We start from the raw sequence: 24,045 nt of genomic DNA on the forward strand, positions 1-24,045 counted from the left end.
CGACCCGCTGCCCGGACTCGAACATCCCGACGGCCTGCCCAGTTGCCGCAACGGCCTGCCCGGTTGCCGCGACAGCCGGCTCGCCGTGTCTGCCGGGGTCGCCACTGACCGGTTCATCCCGCGACGACTCCGCGTCGCTGAGACCGTGCTTACCCGGCACCCCACCAAGCGACTCGTCCGGCAAGGACACGTCACTGATCGAAATCGTGTCGCTGGTGTCGAGGTTGCTGAACACGCCGTCGCTGGAGACAGACATGTCACTGTCGCTGGCGCTGGCGTTGGCGTTGGTGTTGGTGTTGTGGTGGATCGGCGTGTCATCGGCGCGGGAGGCAGGGCCAGCCGGCACCGTGCTACGGGCGCTGGCCGTGTCCGGCGTGCCCGGCGTCCCAGCCGTGCCGGGCGTGCCGGGCGTGGCGCTGCCGGCGGCCTGGGCGAGTACCTGGTGGTATCCATCCACCCAGTCCCGTCGGAACAATTCGGCGAGGGGGTTGGCCGGATCGACGCCGTACTGGTCGGCCAGGGCGGTGAACTGGGTTTCTGCCTGCCTGGTCGCGGCTGCGGTGTGCTGCTCGGGCGTTATCGGCACGGTCGGCGCGCCGGCGCGCCCGCTTTCTGGAACGTCGACGGCAGCCCAGTTGGCGGCCGGTGCGGGGGCGCCGGGGATGGCCGCGGCCGAGAAACGGGCGGGCAGGTCGGTGACCACCTGCCGCACCACGTTCGCCACGGCGCTCACCTGCGCGGCGTCGGGACCGGCCACCACAGCGGGCAGTGCGGAGGTATCGAGGATCGCATCGAGGATTCGGTCCACCCGGTCCCGCACGGCGCTCTTGACCGCCTCGATCACGGCGGCGGACGGCACCGCCGCCCCGGCACCTGCCGGCACGCCGGCGCCCCCCGGCGTGCCAGCGCCTGTCGGCGTGCCGGGGCCTGTCGGCGTGCCAGCGGCGAGGTACTGGTCGATGTGGTGTTCGGCGGCCAGGTGCGCGATCGCGCGCAACGCCTGCCGGTCGAACGCCGCCGGCAGCGCGGCGATCACCTGCTCCGACCACACCTCGGCCGGGATCTGCTCACCCGCGGACGCCAACGCCTCTGCCATCCGGGCCACCGCCCGCTCCCGGACACCCGTCAGATACCCCTCGGTGAGCGCGGTACCCGGCAGACCGACCGCAGACAGGAAAGCCAGAACAGTCGGATCACCCTGCCGGGCGTCGACCCACCCGGCGAAAACCCGCTCGATCGGCACGGCAAGCGCAGCCATTCTCTTGCCCGCCCGAGCCACCCCGGCCAGCAGCCCACCGTAGCGATCCACAAGATCCTGCTGGAACCGATACCACTGCTCGACCACCGGCACACCAGCTGCCACAACCCACTCCGGCGCCGGCGCACCCGGCACCGACCACGACGGCACCGACCACGACGGCACCGACCACGACGGCACCGACCACGACGGCACCGACGGATCCAGGCTCGGCGTGGGCAACTCCAGGCTCAGCGGCGTGGGCGGCGGCGTGGGCAGGTTCGACGCCGGCCGCGGCGGCGGGGTGGGCGGCGGGGTGGGCGGCAGGGCCTGCGTGCCGGCACCCACAGCATTCGGATCGTCGACCCCGGTCTGGTAGCCCGTGGACGGGTCCCCACCAACCGGTGTCGACGCCACCGGCATGACCGGCCTTCCGTCCGGCGTGAAGTCGGTGCGAGGCACCTGCACCCGGGGCTGCATCACGGCGCGACTCAAGACGAACCCGAGCGCGCTCGCGGCCGACCCCCCTGCCCCCGACAGCGCCCCGGAAACAAGATCCGCACCGACATTATCGAGGTTGACGTGCCCCAGCACCATCCCCTCGGAGCCGAGACCGAAGAGCCCCTCCGTGCCGGTCTCCAGCACGGGCCGCGTCAGCAGATCGGTCAACAGAATCTTGGTGGCGTCCGACACGCCCAGCTTGCTGACAGCGCCGGCGACAGCGCCGGCGACCTTACCCAACGCCGGCCCGGCCACCGTGCTGAGGAACGCCACCGCCCCCGCGTACGCCGCCTGCTTACCGACCGCCGACCAGTTCACCCCGGACTGCAGACCGTCGGTCATCATCGACACCTCGGCCAGCAGCGCAGAACCCGGCATGAACAACATCTGCATAGCCGTGCTGCTCGCCGCCGAGCGGACCAACGCCGAACGCAGGATCGCCTGGATGATCGACCGTGTCTGGGCGACGTGTGCCGCCGCCCCCACCGGATTCCAGAACCACATCGCGAAGGCGACGGCGAACTCGGCCTGCATGAAGCTGAACATGGCCACCGCCAGACGCTTGCCCTTCTCCGTCTCGAGGAAGAAGTTCTTCTCCGCCTCGATCACGGCGAGCAGCAGGTCGGCCGTCTCGGCCATCTTCTTCACGAACGGAACGGTCTGGGCCACGAACCGGTCGAAGACCTCGCCCTCTCCCGCCTCCCCGACCGCCTTGATCGTCTGCTCCAGCAACGGACCAAGCACCGTACGCACCCGATGCTCCAGCACCTCGGCCGTGCCGATGTCACCCCACAACAACGGCAGCTTCGCCCGGGACAACTTGAGCCCGGTGAACCCTTCCAAAACCCGCATCGAGCTCTCGGGCAGCTCAACGGTCGGAACGGCGGCGGCCAACGCGCAACGCTCCCTTCCCGCCCCGGATCAGGGGCACCCAGTGCGGATCAGTCAACCGCGCCGACCGCCACCCAGCCCCCGACCACCTCGTCGGCGATGACCTCGGCACTGCCCCCACCCGGCGGCCGAGGCCTCAACTCCCCGCCCCGCAACCCGACCGACGCCCTCCACCGCCACCCAAGATGTCGATCACCGAGAGCCACTAACCCATCACCGTAAAGCGACGGTAGTCGAAATCGGCGACACGAGCCATCCCCACCCACACGTGAGCCACCACACATCCAGACGCGCGGCACGGGCGAACAGGCCTCCCGGACTGGCAGGGTGGGGGCTGTCTCGCCAACGGTGTTTCCGGCGATCTTGGTTAGGGCGTGTCTCGTGGATCTTCGAGGGTCGGTCCGGTAGATAGATTGGCGTGTCGCGACGGCATGAACTGACCGATGACGAGTGGGTGCTGCTGGCGCCGTTGCTGCCAGCGGACCCGCCGCGTGGGGGCCGGTGGCGTAATCACCGGACGACCATCTCCGATCGTGGACGTCGTAGCCGGCGGTGGTGCGTTGCCGCACGATCGATAGTTGGCGGGTCTGGAGGTCGATCTCGGTCCAGCGCAGGCCGGCGGCTTCGCCGCGGCGCAGGCCGCGTAGGGCGATCAGCCACCACAGGGCGAACAGGTTGTCGTCGTGGACGTAGTCGAGGAAGGCGGCGAGCTGGACTGGTGTCCAGACGGCGACGGACGGCCGCTCGCCGGTGGCTTCCCATTCGGCGACCCTGTTCTCGGTCCACAGCCGCGCGAGAGGGCGTTCCTGGGCGGGTAGTTCCACTCGTCGGGCGGGGTTGTCCACGATGAGGCCCTCCCGGATGGCGGCGTTGAGCGCGGCGCGCAGCGTGGTGTGGACGTGCCGCAACGTGCACGGCGTCTGTGGCTGGCCGGATCGGTTGCGGGTGGCGGCGATCTGCGTGAACGCCGCGTTGAGCTGCCGCGACGTCAGATCACCGAGGATCAGGTGTCCGACGTGGGGGACGAGGAAACGCTCGACATCGCGCGTGTAGTGCATCCTGGTCGTCGGCCGGATCCGGGTCCTGGTCGACAGCCAGTACCGCAACCACCGGGTGACCGTCCACGACCAGCCGGCCTGCTGCTCGCGAGACAGGATCAGGAGCTCGTCGCGGGCCTGCCGCGCGGCCGCCTCCGACGCATACCCACCACGACGTACCCGCTCCGCCTGTCCGAGCAGATTCCTGGTCGAGCAGTGGAAATACCAACTTCCATGGTCAGGCTCCGGCAGCCTCGGGCAGCTTTTGCCCAGCGTCCGCCCGGTGGCTGGGTCCAGGCAGCCGCACCGCTTCACGATCGCACCGTGGCTCTTCATCGCTTTCTCCCTTTGTCGGTGGTGGTCATACCCTCACCCAGGGAGATTGGGTGAAAATCGCTTTCCGGACTGGTTCACGATTTCCATCGACTACGAGCCGGTCGGCGCGCGTAAGAGACTTCAGTTCAGTTCGTGAGCCGGGATTCGACCCTGGCCCGGGACTGGCCCGAGGAGGCAACTGGTTTGTGTAAGCCGCGAACCCGGAGCCAGCGGATGCTTCCCAGCCACGCCCACGCCAGCTGCCTCCGGCGGAGCACTGGCTGGCTACGTATCCCAGCCGTTCCCGGGCCTTGTGTCGGTGGGGGATGAACGCCGCGGGTGCCGGGGCCGTTGAACGTTGTTGCGCGTAGTGAACCCGCTGCTACGGCCTGGCCGTGAGATAGCTGGGGGTGAGGGGATGAGCGTGTTGGGCGCCGAGGGACTGCGGGCCGGGATGCGGGCGGCGTCATGGGTGAAATGACGCCCTTGAGTGAGGGTGTTCTGGCGCGGCGGGTGGGGTTGCTGGGGGGATCATCGTGCTCGGAATTTTCGGTCAACTGGCTGGGAGGTCGCGTAGGTGGGTGGCCTTCATGGTCGGTGGGTGGGGCGGGTGTCCCACCGGTACAGGATCCGTGCCTGACGGATGAGGCTGCGGATGGTGACGATGGCGTCGGCGAGGTCGACGTGAGGGTTGGCCGCGTCTTCTTTGCGTTCGTAGCAGTGTTGTAGCCGGTTGAAGGCGTTGTGCCAGGCGTTCGTGGGCTCGGTGTGCCACCGCCGGGTGGCCTGGACCGGGGCTTTGACGCCCTTGCGGGCGATCTCGCCGGTCGGCCTGCGGGCGGTGAGCAGGGCCTCCATCACCGTATCGGGGTCAACCCGGAGGAGACCGGCCTTCATTTGGTTCCGGGCATGAGCGGCGGTCAGCGCGGCTGATCCGGGGCGGGGAAGGAGCGTTGCGCGTTGGCCGCCGCCGTTCCGACCGTTGAGCTCCCTGAGAGCTCGATGCGGGTTTTGGAAGGGTTCACCGGGATGAAGTTGTCCCGGGCGAAGCTGCCGCTGTTGTGGCAGGACATCGGCACGGCCGAGGTGCTGGAGCATCGGGTGCGTACGGTGCTTGGTCCGTTGCTGGAGCAGACGATCAAGGCGGTCGGGGAGGCGGGAGAGGGCGAGGTCTTCGACCGGTTCGTGGCCCAGACCGTTCCGTTCGTGAAGAAGATGGCCGAGACGGCCGACCTGCTGCTCGCCGTGATCGAGGCGGAGAAGAATTTCTTCCTCGAGACGGAGAAGGGCAAGCGTCTGGCGATCGCCATGTTCAGCTTCATGCAGGCCGAGTTCGCCGTCGCCTTCGCGATGTGGTTCTGGAATCCGGTGGGGGCGGCGGCACACGTCGCCCAGACACGGTCGATCATCCAGGCGATCCTGCGTTCGGCGTTGGTCCGCTCGGCGGCGAGCAGCACGGCTATGCAGATGTTGTTCATGCCGGGTTCTGCGCTGCTGGCCGAGGTGTCGATGATGACCGACGGTCTGCAGTCCGGGGTGAACTGGTCGGCGGTCGGTAAGCAGGCGGCGTACGCGGGGGCGGTGGCGTTCCTCAGCACGGTGGCGGGGCCGGCGTTGGGTAAGGTCGCCGGCGCTGTCGCCGGCGCTGTCAGCAAGCTGGGCGTGTCGGACGCCACCAAGATTCTGTTGACCGATCTGCTGACGCGGCCCGTGCTGGAGACCGGCGGGGAGGGGCTCTTCGGTATCGGTGCCAGCTTGATGGTCGAGGGGTACTACGACTTCGACAATCTTGGTGCGGATCTTCTTTCCGGGGCGCTGTCGGGGGCGGGGGGGTCGGCCGCGAGCGTGCTCGGGTTCCTGTTGAGTCGCGCCATGATGCAGCCCCGGGTGCAGGTGCCTCGCATCGACTTCACGCCGGACGGAAGGCCGGTCATGCCGGTGGCGTCGACACCGGTTGGTGGGGACCCGTCCACGGGCTACCAGACCGGGGTCGACGATCCGAAGGCCGTGGCTGCCGGCACGCAGGCCCTGCCGCCCACCCCGCCGCCCACCCCGCCGCCGCTGCCGGTAGTGAACATGCCCACGCCGAAGCTGAACCTGCCCGCGCCGAAGCTGGACCCGTCGGTGCCGTTGTGGTCGGTGCCGTCGGTGTCGAACCTGTCGGTGCCGGCTGCGCCGGCGCCGGAGTGGGTTGTGGCAGCTGGTGTGCCGGTGGTCGAGCAGTGGCATCGGTTCCAGCAGGAACTTGCAGACCGCTACGGTGGGCTGCTGGCCGGGACCGTGCAGGCACGGCAGTTCCTGGCCGCGCTTCCCGTGCCGGTCGAGCAGGTGTTCACCGAGTGGGCCGAGGCCCGGCAGAATGACCCGGCCGTCCCGGCTTTCCTGTCTCAGGTCGGTCTGCCCGCCACCGCCCTCACCAGCCAGTTCCTGTTCGGTGTCCGGGAGCAGGCGGTCGCCCGGATCACCGAAACGCTCGCGGGGACGGTCCCGGCGGGCGGGCAGGTCCCGGCGGCGGTACGTCCGGAGCAGGTTGTCGCCGCGTTGCGGGCGGAGTTCGACCGGCAGGCGTTGCGCGCGACCGCGCACCTGGCCGCCCAACACCACATCGACCAGTTCGCCGCCGGCCTACCGACGGCCGCCAGCACGCCGACAGGCCCCAGCACGCCGACAGGCCCCGGCACGCCGACAGGCCCCGGCACGCCGTCGGCCGCTGGCACGCCGTCGGCCGCTGGCGTGCCGACAGGCGCCGGCGTGCCGGCAGGCGCCGGGGCGGCGGTGCCGTCCGCCGCCGCGATCGAGGCGGTCGAGAGCGCCGTGCGGGACCATGTGGCCCGGAGCCTCGCCCCGATCCTCGGCGCCACCCCACTACCCACCGCACCACTCACCGCGCTGGCCGCCGCGGCGGCCAGTCCCGGCGCCGGGCAGGTCAACGCCGTGGCGAACGTGGTCCGGCAGGTGGTCACCGACCTGCCCGCCCGTTTCACGGCCGCGGCCATCCCCGACACCACCGCACCGCACACCACCGCAGCGCACACCATCGCGTCCCCGGCGGACACCCCGGCAAACCGGCGTACCGACGCGCCGCCGGTGCCGGTGACTCCCGAGCAGCACACCGCAGCAGCGACCAGGCTGGCAGACAAACAGTTCGCCGACCTGGCCGACCAGTACGGCGGCAAGCCGGCCCGCCTCGGCCCCTTCGCCGAATCGTTCCGACGGGACTGGGTGGATGGATACCACCAGGTCCTCGCGCAGGCCGCCGGCAGCGCCACGCCCGCCACCCCCAACACGCCGGCTATGCCCAACACGCCGGCTATGCCCAGCATGCCGGGCACTTCGGGTACGGCCAGCACGCCGGGCACGTCCGGCACGCCGGATGCGGCCGGCGCCCGCAGTACGGTGCCCGGTGGCGCTGCCCCCCGCACCGACGGCACGCCGCACCACGACCACACCAGCGACAGGACGTCGGTCAATGACACGTCCGTCTCCGGTTACGACAGCATCTTCAGCCGCGATGGCAGGCCCGACGACACCTTCACGGTCAGTGAGATGTCCGTCTCCGGCGACGACGTGTTCAGCCGCGATAACAGGCCCGACGACACCTTCACGGTCAGTGAGATCTCCGCACTGGACGAACCGACCAGTCGCGACCCGGCCAGCACGGCAACGGAACCGGCGGCCGCGGCGACCGGGCCGGCCGTCACGGCGGCCGAGTCCGCGCAGCGGGTCGCCGACTGGATCGATCAGACACAGGCGGGCCCCGGCAACAGCCACGACCCGTGGTGGTGGTGCGTCCAGGCCACCCTCGACGCCTTCAGAACCCAATACAAACGGCTCGGCAACCGGGCGGTATCCGACGACCGGATCCTCGGACCCGACGGCCGACTCGCACCCACCACCAGCTGGGAACAACTCCTGGACATCCTCGACGCGACACCCGAACGCGTCGCCCACCCCGTCGCCCACCCCGACGGAGTCGCAGCAGAGGACGTACTCGCCGCGCTCAAGGCGGCACCGGGCTCGATGGTCGTGGTCAGGATCGCGCCACCGAACGAGGAACAACACGTCTTCGCCCTCCACAGCGACCCACGACCACCCGGCCCACCGACCATCAAGGTGCGCGACGGCCTGGTGCCCGGCGCCGAGGACCGACCCGAACCACCCGACCCGACCCGGGACCCGTGGCTGCGACACCTGTTCGCATCCAGCACCCGACTCGCCGCGTTCGACAACACCGGACGACCCACCACCATCACCAACCTCCTAGCCGACCACACCACCGCACACCCCCAACCGATCACCACGACCGGCACCGACCCCAGCGCCATCCTGCTCGCCTCCACCAGCACACCCCGCGGCCCGTCCCACGCCATGCAGACGGACACCACCTCCCCCTCTGACGCTCCGCCCGGCGATCGGCCGTCCGGTGCGGAAGCTGACCCGTCTGGTGTTGGCCCGACGCTTTCTGCCCCGCCCCCCGCATACGATCTGGCAGAGGGCGATATCGCGACACCAACGGAATGGGATCTCCCGGATTTCCTGCGGACGGAGACCGACGGAGCGGGCGGGTTCCCGGGCTCGCCGCCAGCGCCTGAATCTTTGCCCGAGGGGTCAGGGGTGCCACTGGCGCTTGGCTCGGAGTCGCCGCGGTCGGAGTCGCCGCGGTCGGAGTCGGGAACTGAGCCGACCCCGAAGCGTCAGCGTCTAGATGATGGGCCGGCAGAGCAGCCTGATCATGACCTGGTTTTTACCGACGGTGATCCGGAATTGTTCGAGGTGCAGGGATCATGGGCTTTACTGGAGCTGGGGACGGAGACCGGCGGAGCGGGTGGGTTCCCGGGCTCGTCGCCAGCGCTGGCACCGGTGCCTGAATTTTCGACGGAGGGGCCAGGGGTGCCACTGGCGCCTGGGTCGGCGTTGCCGCCGCCAGAGGACGATGCGCCGCCGGGCGGGTTCCAGGACTGGCTGTCGTCAGGGATGGATCCGTCGGCATTCGTCATGGGGTTGCCGTCGGAGAACCGCGCGCCGGACGATGCGGTCGGGTCCTCGGGCTCGCCGGCAGCGCCGACGCCGGCGCCTGAATTTTCGACGGGTGAGCCAGGGACGCCACCGGCGCGTGGCTCGGCGTTGCCGTCGGCGGACGGTGCGCCGGTCGGGTTCCCGGGCTCGTCGGCAGCGCTGGCGCCGGCGGATGGCTCGGCGGTGCCGCTGGCGGAGGTCGATGTCGCGTCGGGCTTGGCCCAGAAGGTGGACGCGGTGATCACCGCGTTGTCGGCTGTGGTGCCCAGGAGGCGCTTCGAGGAGTGGGCGCTCGAGGTGTTCGACGTCGACTCTCGGGAGTTCGGCGTGGGGGGCGGGCCCTTCCTTCAGCAGGTGTTGGACGCCTACGGGGAACAGTTGGCGGAGTTGGGGGTCCGCAGCCTGGATGGACTGCGTGCGTGGGTGATTCGTGAGCTGGCCGACGACCTCGCCCGGGGTGACGAGTCGAGGTTCAGGGGGATTCTTCCGTATCCGGAGGGCGTGTCGGAGCAGGAGCGGGAGGCCCTGCATCGGGTCTGGTACCACAAGATAGGAGAGGTCGATTCGGGTCATGAAGTGCGGGATGTGCTTCTCTATGTGTTGGCCGGGGGGTTGCCCCTGTCGATGCGGGTCCATCATGGGTTCGGTGCCCCGCACGACATCATCTCGCCGCTGGGTGACGGTGTCACCCCGAAACAGGTTCTGTTCTTGGAGAACGGTTACCTTTCTTTCGTCGAACCTCGTGCCGAAGACGGTACCGGCATCGCCGACCAGATCGATGCGGGCTTCCCGCAGGCAAAGATAGACCCCAGCGACCAGGAGAAACTGGATGGGGAGTTCGAGAAGACACGTGATCTGCTGCAAAAGGCGATCGCCAATGCGGAGGAGAAGAATCCCGACAGCACCTACTGGCGTATCCTGGGAAACACCTTCCAGCGTAACCTCGCGGACATCCGTCGACGCCTCACCTTCCCCCACAGGCAGGTTCAGGAACTCGCCGAACACCTCCAATACTTCAAGAAGCTCAAGACCCAGGGCGGCTGGGTAGACCAGCGCCCAACGGACCTCCACGACCCATTCACCATCCGTGTCCCGGCCACGGAAATGTCGGAGTTCACCCCTCCAGCGCAAGTGTTGAGCATCCGGCTGGCGGACGGCCAGCCGCCGCATCGGGAGTTTGTCGCTGGGCTTGCCGTCCGGGGCGATGAGGTCAATGTCACTTTTGAGGATTTTGGGGCATTGGGTAGCGGCTTTGTCGAAATCACCCCGCCCGACGGCACCGAAAGCGCCATCTTCCGAAGGATCGGCCGCCAGTTCACTGCCGGCGAGTTGAAGGTTCTGAAGAGAATGGCACCCGGCCGGGCGTGGACAACCGATCGCCCATTGTTCGGCGAGTCCTACCGCAGCACGACGTCCATATTCAATAGGCAATTGAGGATATCGCTCGGCGGGGGTGTCGGGGTCCACGGCCGCAAACCCACTGTCCCGCCAGGCATCATGGTTGACGGCGGTGAATTCGACTTTCCCGAGATGAACCGAATTCGTTTCGAGAGCGGGTTTGACGCCATTGGTCGACCCATGGTGGTCGCGAAAATCTCGGCCACGGTCGGCGGAGCCGAACAGGACCTGTACGTGGAAGTGGTCAAGCCCGCTCCCACCGCGTACGACATCGGCGGTTTCCCCGGAAAAGTGCTGTGGGAGTTGAAGAATCGGTGGAATCTTTCCGACTCGGAAGTTTTCAAAGACAAAATTAGGGCGGGGAATAGATTGCCCTACCCCCTGGAGACTGTTGTTGGTAAGGGGGGCTTGACCGGTGGGGGGGAGGTGCAGGTCGCCGTTGGGACGCCGATCACCTTCTGGGTAGGGAAGTGGCCGCGGCTGCCCGCATCGGAACTCGGCGTTTTCGTCGTGGTCAAGGCGCCGTTGGCCGGCGACAATAACCGACACGCCTACCGGCTCTTAAACACGAGGACGACGATCGATAAGTTCGCTGAGCTCATGGGAACGCTCCGGAGACTGCGTGGGCACGTGCCAGCCGAGTCGGAGACTGGGCCAACCTCGAAGCGTCGTGGGCGCGCCGATGATGGGCCACGGAGGCCGCGCCGTCGACGTGGGCCGGCGTTGGAACGGCGCCCGGCCGGCCCTGGCGCTCCGCACGGCAATCAGCCGTTCGGTTCGACGGGCGGTGAGCGGTCTGGTGTTGGCCCGGAGAGCTCTGCCCTGAGGGATGACTCGCCGGTATTGCTCGATATGTCGATATCGGATTGGCCGGAGCCGGAGCCGGAGCAGGAGGTGGCTGAGGCGATCACCACGTTGTCGGCCGTGGTGTCCAGTGACCAGGCGACACTCTTCGAGGAGTGGGTGCTCAAGGTGTTCGACGTCGACCCTCGGCGGTTTGACATGGGGGTGGCCGGGGTCTTTCAGCCGGTGTTGGACGCCTTTGGGAACCAGTTGGCGAAGTTGAAGGTCCGCAGCCTGGATGGACTGCGTGCGTGGGTGATTCGTGAGTTGGCCGACGACCTCGCCCGGGGTACCGAGTCGAGGTTCAGGGAGATTCTTCCGTATCCGGAGGGCGTGTCGGAGAAGAAGGAGCGGGAGGCGCTGCACCGGAACTGGCTCCAAAAGGTCGTAGGTGGCGGGGTTCACGAACTCACGCTTGTGCCTTTCCATGTGGCGGCCGAGAAGTTGTCCCGGCCGATGCAGGTCCATCATCCGTTCGGTGCCCCGTACCGCATCGGCCCGCGGCCGGGTGACGGTGTCGTCCCGGAACAGGTCCTGTGGTGGAAGGGCGCCTACTTCCTCGTCAAACCCCGTGCCGAAGACGGTTCCGGCATCGCCGACCAGATCGCTGCGGGCTTCCCCCAGGAAGCGATAGATCCCAGCACGCGGCGGAAACTGGATGGGGTGTTCGAGTCGACGCGTGGTCTGCTGCAAAATGCGGTCGCCAAGGCGGAGAAGAATCGCGACAGCGCCTACTCGCGTATCCTGGAAAATGGCTTCCGGCGTGACCTCGCGGTCATCCGTCAAGGATCCTTCCCGTACAGTCAGGTCCGGGAACTCGACGCACACCTCCGATACTTGCGCAATCTCAAGGACCAGGGCGGCTGGGAAGACCAGCGCCCAAGTAATCTCGCCGCCCAATTCACCATTCGCGTCCCGGCCACCCCGGTGCGGCATGACCCGGAGATATCGGGGTTCACTCGTCCGGTGCCCGGGTTGAGCATCTGGCTGGCCGGCCAGGAGGTGCGTCTCGATGGGATCGATGGGCTTGTTCGCCCGGGTGATGAGGTCGATGTCACTTTCGGGAAGATTGGGAGAAGGCGTGGTGCCGGTTTTGTCGAAATCCGGTACACCGCGCCCGACGGCACCGAAAGCGCCATCTTCCGAAGGATCGACCGCGAGTTCACTGCCGACGAGTTGAAAGTTCTGAAGACGATGGCACCCGGCCGGGCGTGGACAACCGATCGCCCATTGTTCGTCGAGTCCTACCGCTCCACGACGTCCCTAAGAAAGCACAATGATAGGCGATCGGGTGGTAGGCGATTGGGCCTACACCTCGGCGGGGGTGTCGGGGGGGCCAATGCCCGCCAGCCCGAAATCCCGCCAGGCATCGTGGCCGGTGGAGGTTCGTTCGACTTTCCCACGATGGAACGGATTGTTTACAGAGCCGGGTTTGACGCCATTGGTCGACCCATGATGGTCGCGGCAATCTCGGCCACGGTCGGCGGAGCCGAACAATACCTGTACGTGGAAGTGCTCAACCCCGCTCCCACCGTGGACGACATCCGCGGGACCTTCGCGTCCGGAAAAGTGCTGTGGGAGCTGGAGAATCTGTGGAATCTTTCCGACTCAGTGGCTTACAAAGGCAAAATTGGGTCGCAATTTAACTTGCCCCACCCCCTGGATCGTGCTGTTGGTAACAGTAAGAATGGTAAGGGGGACTTGACGTTCGGTGGGGAGGAGGTGCAGGTCGCCGCCGGGGCGGAGGTCATCTTCTGGGTAGGGAAGTGGCCGCGGCTGCCCGCATCGGCAATCGGCGTTTTCGTCGTGGTCAGGGCGCCGCTGGTCGACGACGAAAACCGACACGCCTACCGGCTCATCAACACGGGCATGAAGATCGATAAGTTCGGTGAGCTCATTGAAAAGCTCGGCCAGCTGAAGGAAGTCACCCTGCTTGGCCCGCAAGCCGAGGGGGCACCTGAGCCGACCGGGCAGGGTCCGAGCATCGGGCAGGGCCCGGGCGCCGGGGATGAGTCGGGTTCCGAGGGTGACTCGGGTTCCGAGGGTGAGTCGGGTTCCGAGGGTGGGTCGTTGCCTGGTGGTGCGGCGGCGTTTGAGTGGGGTCCTGTGGGGGGTGGTTCGTCTTCGGGTGGTGGGAAGGGTGTGTTGCGGTCGGGGTGGGCGGCGGGTGTGGAGCCGTCGGTGGAGTGGGTTGAGGGTGGTTGGCGTGTGTCGTATCGGAGTTCGGCAGGTTTGCCTGCTTGGGACGAGATGACGCATGTGTTTACTGATCGGTTCACCTGGCAGGGTAAGGATTCGTTGCGGTTGGTGCCGACGCCGGGGGAGGCTCGTCCTTTCCGGGTGGAGCATGCGGGGAAGGATGCGGGGGAGCGGGTCTACGTCGATTATTGGTGGCATCGTGGGTCGGGGACGGCGGTGTTCCGTCTGCGTTTGGAGCCTGATGCGGATGTGACGGAGACTGCGATTCTGGGCACGTTGGGTGCGGTTGAGCAGTGGGTGGTGGAGACGAACCGGGCTGTGGGGGTTGGGGGTGGGCCGCGGGTCGAGGTGGTGTTCGATCCGGTGTCCAGCGAGGTCCGGTCGGCGGTGCGGCTGAGTCCTTTTGGTGATGCTCTGAAGAAGAGCAGGAATGTGTGGGTCAGTAAAGATAAGTCGGCGGGTCGGATCGAGATATTACATTGGCTTGCGGAGCTTGCTCCTGACTGGTTAGGGCATGAGTTCGGGCATTTACTGGGGATTAAGCACCCTTGGTCGCCCAAGAATCTCCTGAGGGAGACCAGGCCGGCCGGTGAGGATCTGACCGGTGAGGATCATCACCGTAAGCCTGGGTTCACGGAGCGGGAGAAGGACCAGATCCGGGCGGTGGCTGAACCGTTCGCGGCTCCCACGTTGGCGCCACGGCCGGTGGGGTCGTCCGGGTCTGAGTCCGGGTCTGAGTCTGGGTCTGAGTCTTTGGACGTGTCGTCCCGTTCGTTGCCGGGGCGGCCGGCAGCGATGGAATGGGGCCCGGCCGACTCTGGAGATGCCACCTCCGGCCCCCACGACACCCTCGTTGCCGAGGACGACGACGGATCGGGGCATTCCCTCGGTCGGGTCTCCTCGTCGGAGAGTTCCTCGTACGATGACCTTCCCCCGCAGGGCTCGACGATCGACTTCCGGAAGGCCAAAGAAGACTGGCACAAAATCGAGTTCCGCATGTCCCGCTACGAAAAGCTGTGGAACAACCGCGACCTGAAAGCCGCCTACGAGGGCTTCAAGGAACAGATGAAGTTCGAGCTCCGGCTGAAAGCTCAGGGTCGGACCAACGACGAGATCGACGCTGAGGTGGTCAAGCGGTTCGGCTCTGACCGGGTCGCCCCGTTAGCGCAGTTGATGGCGGACAACCACGCTTTCTCCGTCCCGGCCAAGTGGTGGTTCAACCACCAGCACGACAGCGACTTCGAGGTCCAGTTCCCAGAAGCCGTGGAGCAGTTCCGGTCGAGGCTCGCCCTCTGGGGCAAGATCGGCCCCGCCGTCGCCGAACGGATCACCGAGCAGAGCGGCAATCGGATGCTCGAGGCGACGCCCGGTGGGCAGATCTTCGACAACATCATGCTCGGCACCGGCAGCTTCTTCAATTACCCGCCCGGCTTCAACCGCATGTGGGAACAGTTCTCCCACCAGCTCGTGGCAGTCACCGACGGGATGATCGACGCCCACGTGTACCGGGGGGTGATGATACCGAGCGTCCTGCACAACACCGAGGCGAAGATCCTCTTCGAGAAGGTCGACCGGCGCGAGATCGAGGGCCTGCGTGTCGTCGCGTGGGAGTTCGTCGACGAGAAAAAGACCAAGATCGCGAGGGCGGGCGAGTACGTCGTCCGTTCCCAGGGGTCCTACGACGAGCGGGTCCCGAAGCTCGAAAAGGGCAAGACCTCGAAAACCTTCGACGAGCGCCAGCAACAGCTCTACGAACAGCTCTCCTACCGCCGGGAGGAGTACAACCGGATCGGTCTGCAGGACTCGCTTCCCGAGCTCCCGCCGCTCGGACGGAGGGACAGCAACTACATCTTCGTGGTGTCGGACGCGAACCAGCCCGAGGTCATGGAGAGCCCGGAGAGCCTCACCAGGAAATTGACGATGGCGTGGGAGAGCCAGACCGTCGACAACCCGTTGGCCCGGCTGGACCAGATGCTGGCCGTACTCGAGTACGCGCGGAACAACCGGGAGTGGTCGGGTAGTGAATCCTCGTTCGTCGATCTCACGACCAGCCTGTCGAACCTGAACACAGGCCCGGCGGGCAGCCTGTCGGGCTCGATCGCCAGCATTCTGGTGCCCCCGACCCGGCGCAACACCGCGCTGGACCCGACCGACGCCGAGCTCGGTCCGCTTCCGGAGGACCCGGATCTGAGCCTGTCCGGGTCCGACTACTCGCCCACGCTGGGTGTCGTACCGGAGGAATGGGCTCCTCCGGCCGGCTCTGACACTGCGGTCGACGCCGGGGATCTGGCCGGCGTGGCCGTATCCACGGTAGCCGCGTCGAGTGCGGCGGAAGCCGCCACGGCGCGAGGCTCGGTGGAGGCGGTCGAGATTGATGCGGAGCGGTGGCGGCCGAAGCGTGATGTGGACCGCCGCGGTAAGCCGGGTTTCGTCGACGCGTTTGAGGTCAGCCGGGGTGGGGTGCGGCGGCTGCCGGATAGTGGTGAGCGGATCGCGGTGCGGTTTGCGCTGGTTCCGGGGGATGAGTGGGTTATTCGGCGGCGGTTGTTTGTGGAGGGTCCGCCGGACGCGGTGGCGCAGGTGAAGCAGGACACTCTGGACGGTATCGCCGAGTTGAACGGTAAGCCGGCGGTGTTGCCGGAGGTCGGCAAGACGCTGCGGTGGGAAGTGCAGTTCGTGGCTGATGAGGCTCTGGCCCATCAGAAGGTCACGGTCGTTGCCGAGGGTAGCGGGACGGATCAGCGTCGTTGGGCGGCGGGTGAAGATCCTGGGGTGTACGTGCATGAGGTCGTGCACGGGGCGGGTGTTGTCGACAGGGACGATTCGACGCTGATGGGCCCGCACAGGCACGGCGGTGATTGGAGTTTGTCCGACGAGGATCTTGGGGACATCGTGGAGATCCTCAAGCCTCATTACGCGGGTGTGGTGGGCAGTGACGGTCCTGCGGTACGGCCGGCGGGTGCGGCCAGCGCGGCGCGGGGCCCGGCCACCGTGCAGGAGTGGTGGGACAGGGGCTTCGACGTGCCGCCGAGGTTCCAGAGGCCGCCGGCCGAGCCTGTCGGCAACGACCTGATGGACGACAGTGACAGTGACAGTGACAGTGACGGGCCTTACGTGCCCTCGGCCCGGGAGCGGGCGGAGAAGGCCGCCGTGCCGGGCCCGCACTTGGCCCGCGTGTTTGCCCCGCCGCCGGGCCCGAGCGCCGCACCCGGTCCCGGTCACATCGCGGAGGCCTCCGGGGGGGACGGTGTTGCCGTGGCGCCGTCGGTGCCGACGGCCTCGGCCCCGCCGGAGATCGTGGATTCCCCGGAGTGGGATGGCTTCTTCCAGCAGGTGCTGAACAGGGCGGGGGGCCAGGTGGCGGGGACGCTCGGTCTGCCGACGGTGGAGATTGATGATGTCCGCCACCATCTGGCCGTCGAGGTTGACCGGATCGTCCAGCGTACGGATTTCCGGGGTCATCTGGATCCGTCCGGTTCTTCCTTGGAGGTGTTGCGGGAGGCGTTGGAGTCCAGGGGGAGGTCTGTGCCCGGCCTGACGCAGGTTTTGCCGCATCTGGTCTCGGCGGCGTTCGGGGTCGATGTCGCGGTGTCCGGCAGCGGGACCGTCGGGCGCGATCAGGGTGCCGGCCCGCAGGCGGGCACCGGTCAGGGGCGCCTGCGCCGGCCTGCGGGCCGGGGACGGGCGGCAGCGCCCGGCGGGCCCGACTCCGGTGAGTTCGGCCACGAGCCGATGGTCCAGGACGTCGAGTTGGGCGAGGCGGCGGCGCCGCTGCGCACAGGCGATCGAGCAGGTGTGGCGGGCGGGTGGACGGAGGGGGAGCCGCCGGAGCTGCCCGGCGGGTACACCAAAGAGGTCAAGGTCGACCGGGTAGGGCGGCTGACGTTCACGCTGGACGGCAGGGCGCCGGGTGTCGGTGTGGCCGCTGCGAAGCGGATGGCGACGGTCTGGTTCGGTCACCGCAAGGACAGGTTGCCTGCGGGTGAGGCGGCCGCGTGGATCAAGGTCGAGGGCCTGGACGGCCGGAAGGGCGTCCTGTTCTGGCGGTGGCTGGACCCGGCCCCCACCGAGGAGGACCTGGAGAGGCTGGAGGACTACGAGCCCCGGACCGCGCATGCGGGCGAGTGGACGGAGGGGGACCCGCCGGAGCTGCCCGGCGGGTACACCAAAAAGATCCGGATCGACCGGCAAGGGCGGCTGACGGTTACGGTGGGCGGCAAGAAGCCGGGTGTCGGTCCGGCCGCTGTCGGCCAGGACGTGACGGTCCGGTTCGGTCCCCGCACGGACGGGTCGCCTGAGGGTGAGGCGGCCGGGTGGATCAAGGTCGAGGGCCCGGAGGGCCGGGAGGGCGGCCCGCTCTGGCGGTGGCTGGACCCGGCCCCCACCAAAAAGGACCTAAAGAGGCTGGAGTCCTACGGGACCGTGCGTGCGGGCGAGTGGACGGAGGGGGACCCGCCGCAGCTGACCGGCGGGTACACCAAAGAGGTCAAGCTCAACCGGCAAGGGCGGCTGCCGTTCACGCTGGCCGGCAAGACGCCGGGTGTCGGTGCGGTCGCTGCGTACCGGAAGGCGACGGTCTGGTTCGGTCCCCGCACGGACGGGTCGCCTGAGGGTGAGGCGGCCGGGTGGATCAAGGTCGAGGGCCTGAAGGGCCGGAAGGGCGGCCCGTTCTGGCTGTGGCTGGACCCGGCCCCCACCAAAAAGGACCTGAAGAGGCTGGAGACCTACGAGAACCGGGATGTGGATGCGGGCGAGTGGACGGAGGGGGACCCGCCGCAGCTGATCGGCGGGGACACCAAAGAGGTCCCGATCGACCCGCAAGGGCGGCTGCCGTTCCCGGTGGGCGGCACGCCGGGTGTCGGTTCGGTCGCTGCGGACCAGATGGCGACGGTCTGGTTCGGTCCCCGCACGGACGGGTCGCCTGAGGGTGAGGCGGCCGCGTGGATCAAGGTCAAGAGCCTGGAGGGCCGGAAGGGCGGCCCGTTCTGGCTGTGGCTGGACCCGGCCCCCACCAAAAAGGACCTGAAGAGGCTGGAGACCTACGAGAACCGGGACGTGGATGCGGGCGAGTGGACGGAGGGGGACCCGCCGCAGCTGACCGACGGGTACACCAAAGAGGTCCCGATCGACCCGCAAGGGCAGCTGCCGTTCCCGGTGGGCGGCACGCCGGGTGTCGGTTCGGCCGCTGCGGACCAGATGGCGACGGTCTGGTTCGGTCCCCGCACGGACGGGTCGCCTGCGGGTGAGGCGGCCGCGTGGATCAAGGTCAAGAGCCTGGAGGGCCGGGAGGGCGGCCCGTTCTGGCTGTGGCTGGACCCGGCCCCCACCAAAAAGGACCTGAAGAGGCTGCGGACCTACGAGCCCCGGACCGCGCATGCGGGCGAGTGGACGAAGGGGAACCCGCCGCAACTGCCCGACGGGTACACCAAAGAGGTCCCGATCGACCTGCAAGGGCAGCTGCCGTTCACGGTGGGCGGCAAGAGGCCGGGTCTCGGTGCGGTCGCTGCGGACCAGATGGCGACGGTCTGGTTCGGTCCCCGCCCGGACGGGTCGCCTGAGGGTGAGGCGGCCGCGTGGATCAAGGTCGAGAGCCTGTACGGCCGGAAGGGCGACTCGTTCTGGCGGTGGCTGGACCCGGCCCCCACCAAAAAGGACCTGAAGAGGCTGCAGGCCTACGAGAACCGGGATGTGCGTGCGGGCGAGTGGACGGCGGGGGACCCGCCGCAGCTGACCGGCGGGGACACCAAAGAGGTCCGGATCAGCCGGCAAGGGCGGCTGCCGTTCCCGGTGGGCGGCACGTCGGGTGTCGGTTCGGTCGCTGCGGACCAGATGGCGACGGTCTGGTTCGGTCCCCGCCCGGACGGGTCGCCTGAGGGTGAGGCGGCCGCGTGGATCAAGGTCAAGAGCCTGGAGGGCCGGAAGGGCGACTCGTTCTGGCGGTGGCTGGACCCGGCCCCCACCAAAAAGGACCTGGAGAGGCTGCAGGCCTACGAGCCCCGGACCGCGCATGCGGGCGAGTGGACGGAGGGGGACCCGCCGCGGCTGCCCGACGGGTACACCAAAGAGGTCCGGCTCGACCTGCAAGGGCAGCTGCCGTTCACGGTGGGCGGCAAGAGGCCGGGTCTCGGTGCGGTCGCTGCGTACCGGATGGCGACGGTCTGGTTCGGTCCCCGCACGGACGGGTCGCCTGAGGGTGAGCTGGCCGGGTGGATCAAGGTCAAGAGCCTGGCGGGCCGGAAGGGCGGCTCGTTCTGGCGGTGGCTGGACCCGGCCCCCACCGAGGACGACCTGGAGAAGCTGCGGGCCTACGAGCCCCGGACCGTGCATGCGGGCAAGTGGACGGAGGGGAACCCGCCGCAGCTGACCGACGGGTACACCATAAAGATTCGGATCGACCCGCAAGGGCGGCTGCCATTCCCGGTGGGCGGCAAGAGGCCGGGTGTCGGTGCGGTCGCTGCGAACCGGAAGGCGACGCTCCGGTTCGGTCCCCGCACGGACGAGTCGCCTGCGGGTGAGGCGGCCGCGTGGATCGAGGTCGAGGGCCTGGACGGCCGGGAGGACAGCTCGTTCTGGCGGTGGCTGGACCCGGCCCCCACCAAGGAGGACCTGAACAGGCTGCAGGCCTACGAGCCCCGGACCGCGCGTGCGGGCGAGTGGACGAAGGGGGAACCGCCGCAGCTGACCGGCGGGTACACCAAAGAGATCCCGATCGACCCGCAAGGGCGGCTGCCGTTCACGGTGGGTGGCAAGAAGCGGGGTGTCGGTGCGGTCGCTGCGGGCCAGATGGCGACGGTCTGGTTCGGTCCCCGCCGCACGGACGAGTCGCCTGCGGGTGAGCCGGCCGCGTGGATCAAGGTCAAGGGCCTGAAGGACCGGGAGGGCGGCTCGTTCTGGCGGTGGCTGCCGGCCCCCACCGAGGGCGACCTGAACAGCCTGAAGAACTACGAGTACAAATCCCACCGAGCCGTGGATGCGGGCGGGTGGACGGCGGGGGACCCGCCGCAGCTGACCGGCGGGTCCCCCGACAACGCTGTTCCGGTGACACCCGCGTCAACCGGATCCGTAGCCGCGGCATACCATGCAGAGCAGGACGACGCGGTAGATGTCCCCGGACCCGACACAGACGACCGGACCCCATCGGTCGACGGGTCGTGGGCCCGTCCGGCGGTCGGGAACACGTCGCAGGGCCAGCAGCGGCCAAGGTCGGCGAGCGCGCAGGTCGACCGGGGGCAACCGGCAGTGCGGACTCCGCCGGCCGCCCCCCCGCCCCCGCCGGAGCCGCAGCCGCAGCCGCAGCCGCAGCCGTTGGAGCGTTGGCAGCAGGCGGCCGGCCAGGCTGACGCTACGCAAAGATCAGCCAATGCGTTCTGGGATGTTGTTGTGGACCCGTCGTCGTTGAGGTCCGTCCAGCGGCCGGCCATCGCATCGGTGGCCGGCCCGGATCCGATGTTGCCGGTGCCGGGTGACGGGTACTGCATGCTGTACGCCTTCATCGCCACCGATCCGATCGGGGTCCGTGACGTGCTGCGCCCGCACCTGCCCGGGGAGTTGGACCAGTTCCTGTCCGATCCCGGCCGGGTGCGTACCAGCGTGGTGGGGCTGGTCGGCCCGGAGGAGGTACCCCCCGGATCCCCGCTCGCGCAGGTGAGCAAGCTGTTGCAGGCCCACGTCCGGCGGTACCTGGACAGCAACGCCGGGCAGTTGCCCCCCGAGGTGACCAGGCAGCGGATCAACTTCCGCGAGCAGCGTGAGCAGCAGGTGGCGGACCTGAGCCACCAGCAGGTGCTGGACTGGCTGGCATACCTTGGCAGCCCTCACGTCACCGACGGCAGCCCTTACGTCACCGACGGCGGCACGTACGTCACCGACGCCAGCATGCTGCCTCCGGCCGTGATCGAGCACCGGTACGACGCGGTGCGTGCCATGGCGATGCTGCCCGGCGGGTCGCTGGATCTCGGCGCGCCGACGGACGTACCGCAGCGGCAACTGGACTTCCTCACGCAACACGGCCAGGGCTTCCCGGTGGGGAACCTGGACCCCGACACGGCCCGGAACTATCTGGTCAGCGTGCTGACCGAGTCCGACCGCCAACTCGAACCCGACGAGCTCGCCGTGGTCCGATCAACGGTGGACAACTGGCAACAGCAGTGGAGCGCCCCGGCCGCGGAGTTCCTCGGCCCCCTGCTGGCCCACGCCACCGGCCGCCGGGTCATCATCTGGCGGGTACCCCGGCAGGGAGCGCAACCGACGACAAGCGCCGCGTACGGCCCGGAGGACACCGACCTGTCGGTCGACCTGTACCACGTCGCGGCCGACCCGAACAACCCGACCATCCTCAACCACTACAACGCCGCGGCCGCCGTCAACGACGACCAGCAGGGCACCGGGGCTTCCCATGCGCCATCCGCACCGGTCCCCACCCAGCCCCGGCAGGTGCAGGCCGGCCAGGAGCAACCGGCGGCGCAGACCTCGTCGCCTGCCCGACTGACGGCCACCGTCAGGTCGCGGCCCCACCCCGACCAACTGAACCCAGACCCACGCACCACACCACGAGAGCGGCATTACCTCGATGATGGACGGACCAAGATCATCTGGGTCCGCGACGACGAAGAGGTATCAGCCGACCAAGAACTCGTGCTGATGAAAGAGATCACAGACAGCGTCCAACCAGACCCGGCAATGGACGACGCGTTTCCCTGGCGCGACGCTGACGACCCGCGCGGACGGGTCTTCGCACCCTTCGCCGACGACAACGGCCAGGTACACCGCGTCGTCCGTGAAAACGCCCACCTGATCACCGCCACCCTGACCTCGGGCAAACAGACCTTGAAGAAAATCGCCAACGACCCGAAAGACCCCCGGCTACCTCCCCTGCCAGGCGAGGTGATGGAGCGTCTGTGGCCCCAGATCGAGCAGATGGTCGCAGCGGAGATGCGCCGACTGGTCCTCGGCGAATCATTGGAAAACCCACGAGTCAAAGTCATCCGCATGACCGCAGACCTCCTGGAACCTCACGAACGCGGACGCGACGCACTCGAAGACAAGTTGGGATTGGGCCTGGACGACGGCTTCGTGCCGAGCAGCATCATTGCAGGGCTCGGCCCGTACCTCGGCGCCGTACTCGAAGATACGCAAATAGAAGCAGCCTGGAAAGGAACCCACCGGCTGTACCCAGCCTATTCGGTGAACCTCGAAACCTCCCGCCCTTTGGCCCAGCACCGTGGTCGCCGGTCTCGCGGTCGGCGACTTGTGGCTCCAAAACAAGGCAAGCGCGTTATCGTCATGAGCGCCGAAGGCGCCGCAAACTCCATTGCTTTCGCCAACACCGCACTCAAACCCGGCACCACAGAAATCGACACCTACCGCACCAACTCGGTGTTCCTGCAATTCACCATCAGGATCCCCGACAACAACAACCAAATCCGCCGACAAGAGATCATGTGGCTCTTCGGTCTGAACAACCTGTTCGACCCCGAAATCAACCCCAATCGCATCGTCATCGTCGACTACGGCCCTGACTACGGCAAGGGACAGAATTTCGCACCCAGCAAACCCATCAAACAAGAACCCGACACCACACCCCCACCGACCTGACAGGGCCCCGGCGTGAAGCCACTACATCGATGATTCGAGCGCGATCTTGATGCGCGGGTAAGTGGCGCAGAATGTTGCGATCCTTACGCGTGTCGTGTCAGGATCGGCGGCGATGAGCCAGTCCACCCTCGCCCCGCCCACCGTCGCGCCGCCCCGGCGGATCGCCGCGCTCGCCCTGCCGACCCTCGTGGTGCTCGCCGCCGAGCCGCTCTTCTAAGTTAGGCGGGGTTGAGCCAGCGCGGCCCTGTACCGTGCCAAAACTCGTTCAGTGGCTTTGACCTGGCATTTTGAAGATCATTTCAGGCCGCCCGGTGGGTCTGTTGCGTTGGGCGAAAGCATGATCGATTCCGGCTTGCCTGGTGTGGTCTGCTGGGCCGGTGAGGTCGTCGACTCGTGTCCGGTCCTGGTCTCCGCCTGCGTCGGTGTTCGTCGGGTTCCGGTTCCCGCCCGAGGTGATCGTGCTGGCGGTCCGTTGGTATCTGCGGTTCGACCTTCTCGTACCGGGATGTGGAGGAGTTGCTGGTCGGGCGGGGTGTCGAGGTGGATCACGTTACGGTCTACCGGTGGGTGCAGTGGTTCACCTCGCTGTTGGTCGACACCGCTCGCTTCGTTCGTCACTCACGTGGTGACCGTTGGTTCGTGGACGAGCCCTACGTCAAGGTCAGCGGGGTGTGGCGGTACGTGTACGGGGGCCGTGGACCAGCATGGTCAGGTCATCGACGTGCTCGTCTCGGCCCGTCGGGACGCCGCAGCGGCCCGTGTACCGTGCCAAAACTCGTTCAGTGGCTTTGACCTGGCATTTTGAAGATCATGTCAGGCCGCCCGGTGGTACTCGTTGATCACCCCGCTGAGTCGTCGTCGGCGTCGTACGGGCTTGTCCATGGGGATGATGGCGGCCGGGTCGTGGTTGGGTGGCCGCTGCTGCCGCCCTTGATGCGGCCGGTGGTCGTTGAAATGGTCCACGTACTCGCCGACTACGGCCAGCGCGTGCCGCTCGTTGTAGATCAACACGTG

2 protein-coding genes and 4 pseudogenes are annotated in these 24,045 nt (G+C 67.8%); 2 read left to right on the plus strand and 4 right to left on the minus strand.

The window, feature by feature from the left end; genetic code table 11:
• From ABGB16_RS29110 to ABGB16_RS29120, 3 genes and pseudogenes are all read right to left on the minus strand, one after another.
• Positions 1-2,632, minus strand: a pseudogene (locus ABGB16_RS29110) (hypothetical protein); the annotation flags it as partial.
• A gap of 47 nt (positions 2,633-2,679) precedes the next feature.
• Positions 2,680-4,002, minus strand: a complete 1,323-nt coding sequence (locus ABGB16_RS29115) for a hypothetical protein (protein ID WP_347671292.1) — start codon at positions 4,000-4,002, stop codon at positions 2,680-2,682.
• Positions 4,003-4,569: 567 nt separating this feature from the next.
• Positions 4,570-4,806 (minus strand): annotated as a pseudogene (locus tag ABGB16_RS29120) (IS5/IS1182 family transposase); the annotation flags it as partial.
• Positions 4,807-4,941: 135 nt separating this feature from the next.
• Here ABGB16_RS29120 and ABGB16_RS29125 point away from each other — a divergent pair.
• Together ABGB16_RS29125 and ABGB16_RS29130 are read left to right on the plus strand one after the other, a co-directional pair.
• Entirely contained in the window at positions 4,942-23,031 is an 18,090-nt protein-coding gene (locus ABGB16_RS29125; protein ID WP_347671293.1) for a hypothetical protein, read from the plus strand.
• 377 nt (positions 23,032-23,408) lie between these two features.
• Positions 23,409-23,791 (plus strand): annotated as a pseudogene (locus ABGB16_RS29130) (IS6 family transposase); the annotation flags it as partial.
• Between the two features lie 53 nt (positions 23,792-23,844).
• Here ABGB16_RS29130 and ABGB16_RS29135 read toward each other — a convergent pair.
• A pseudogene (locus ABGB16_RS29135) lies at positions 23,845-24,045 on the minus strand (transposase); the annotation flags it as partial.

It is taken from the genome of Micromonospora sp. B11E3, assembly GCF_039871625.1.
Taxonomy (GTDB): domain Bacteria; phylum Actinomycetota; class Actinomycetes; order Mycobacteriales; family Micromonosporaceae; genus Micromonospora.

Coding starts and splice junctions, on each gene's coding strand:
- ABGB16_RS29115 (WP_347671292.1), bottom strand. CDS start 4,002: ATGAAGAGCCACGGTGCGATCGTGAAGCGGTGCGGCTGCCTGGACCCA.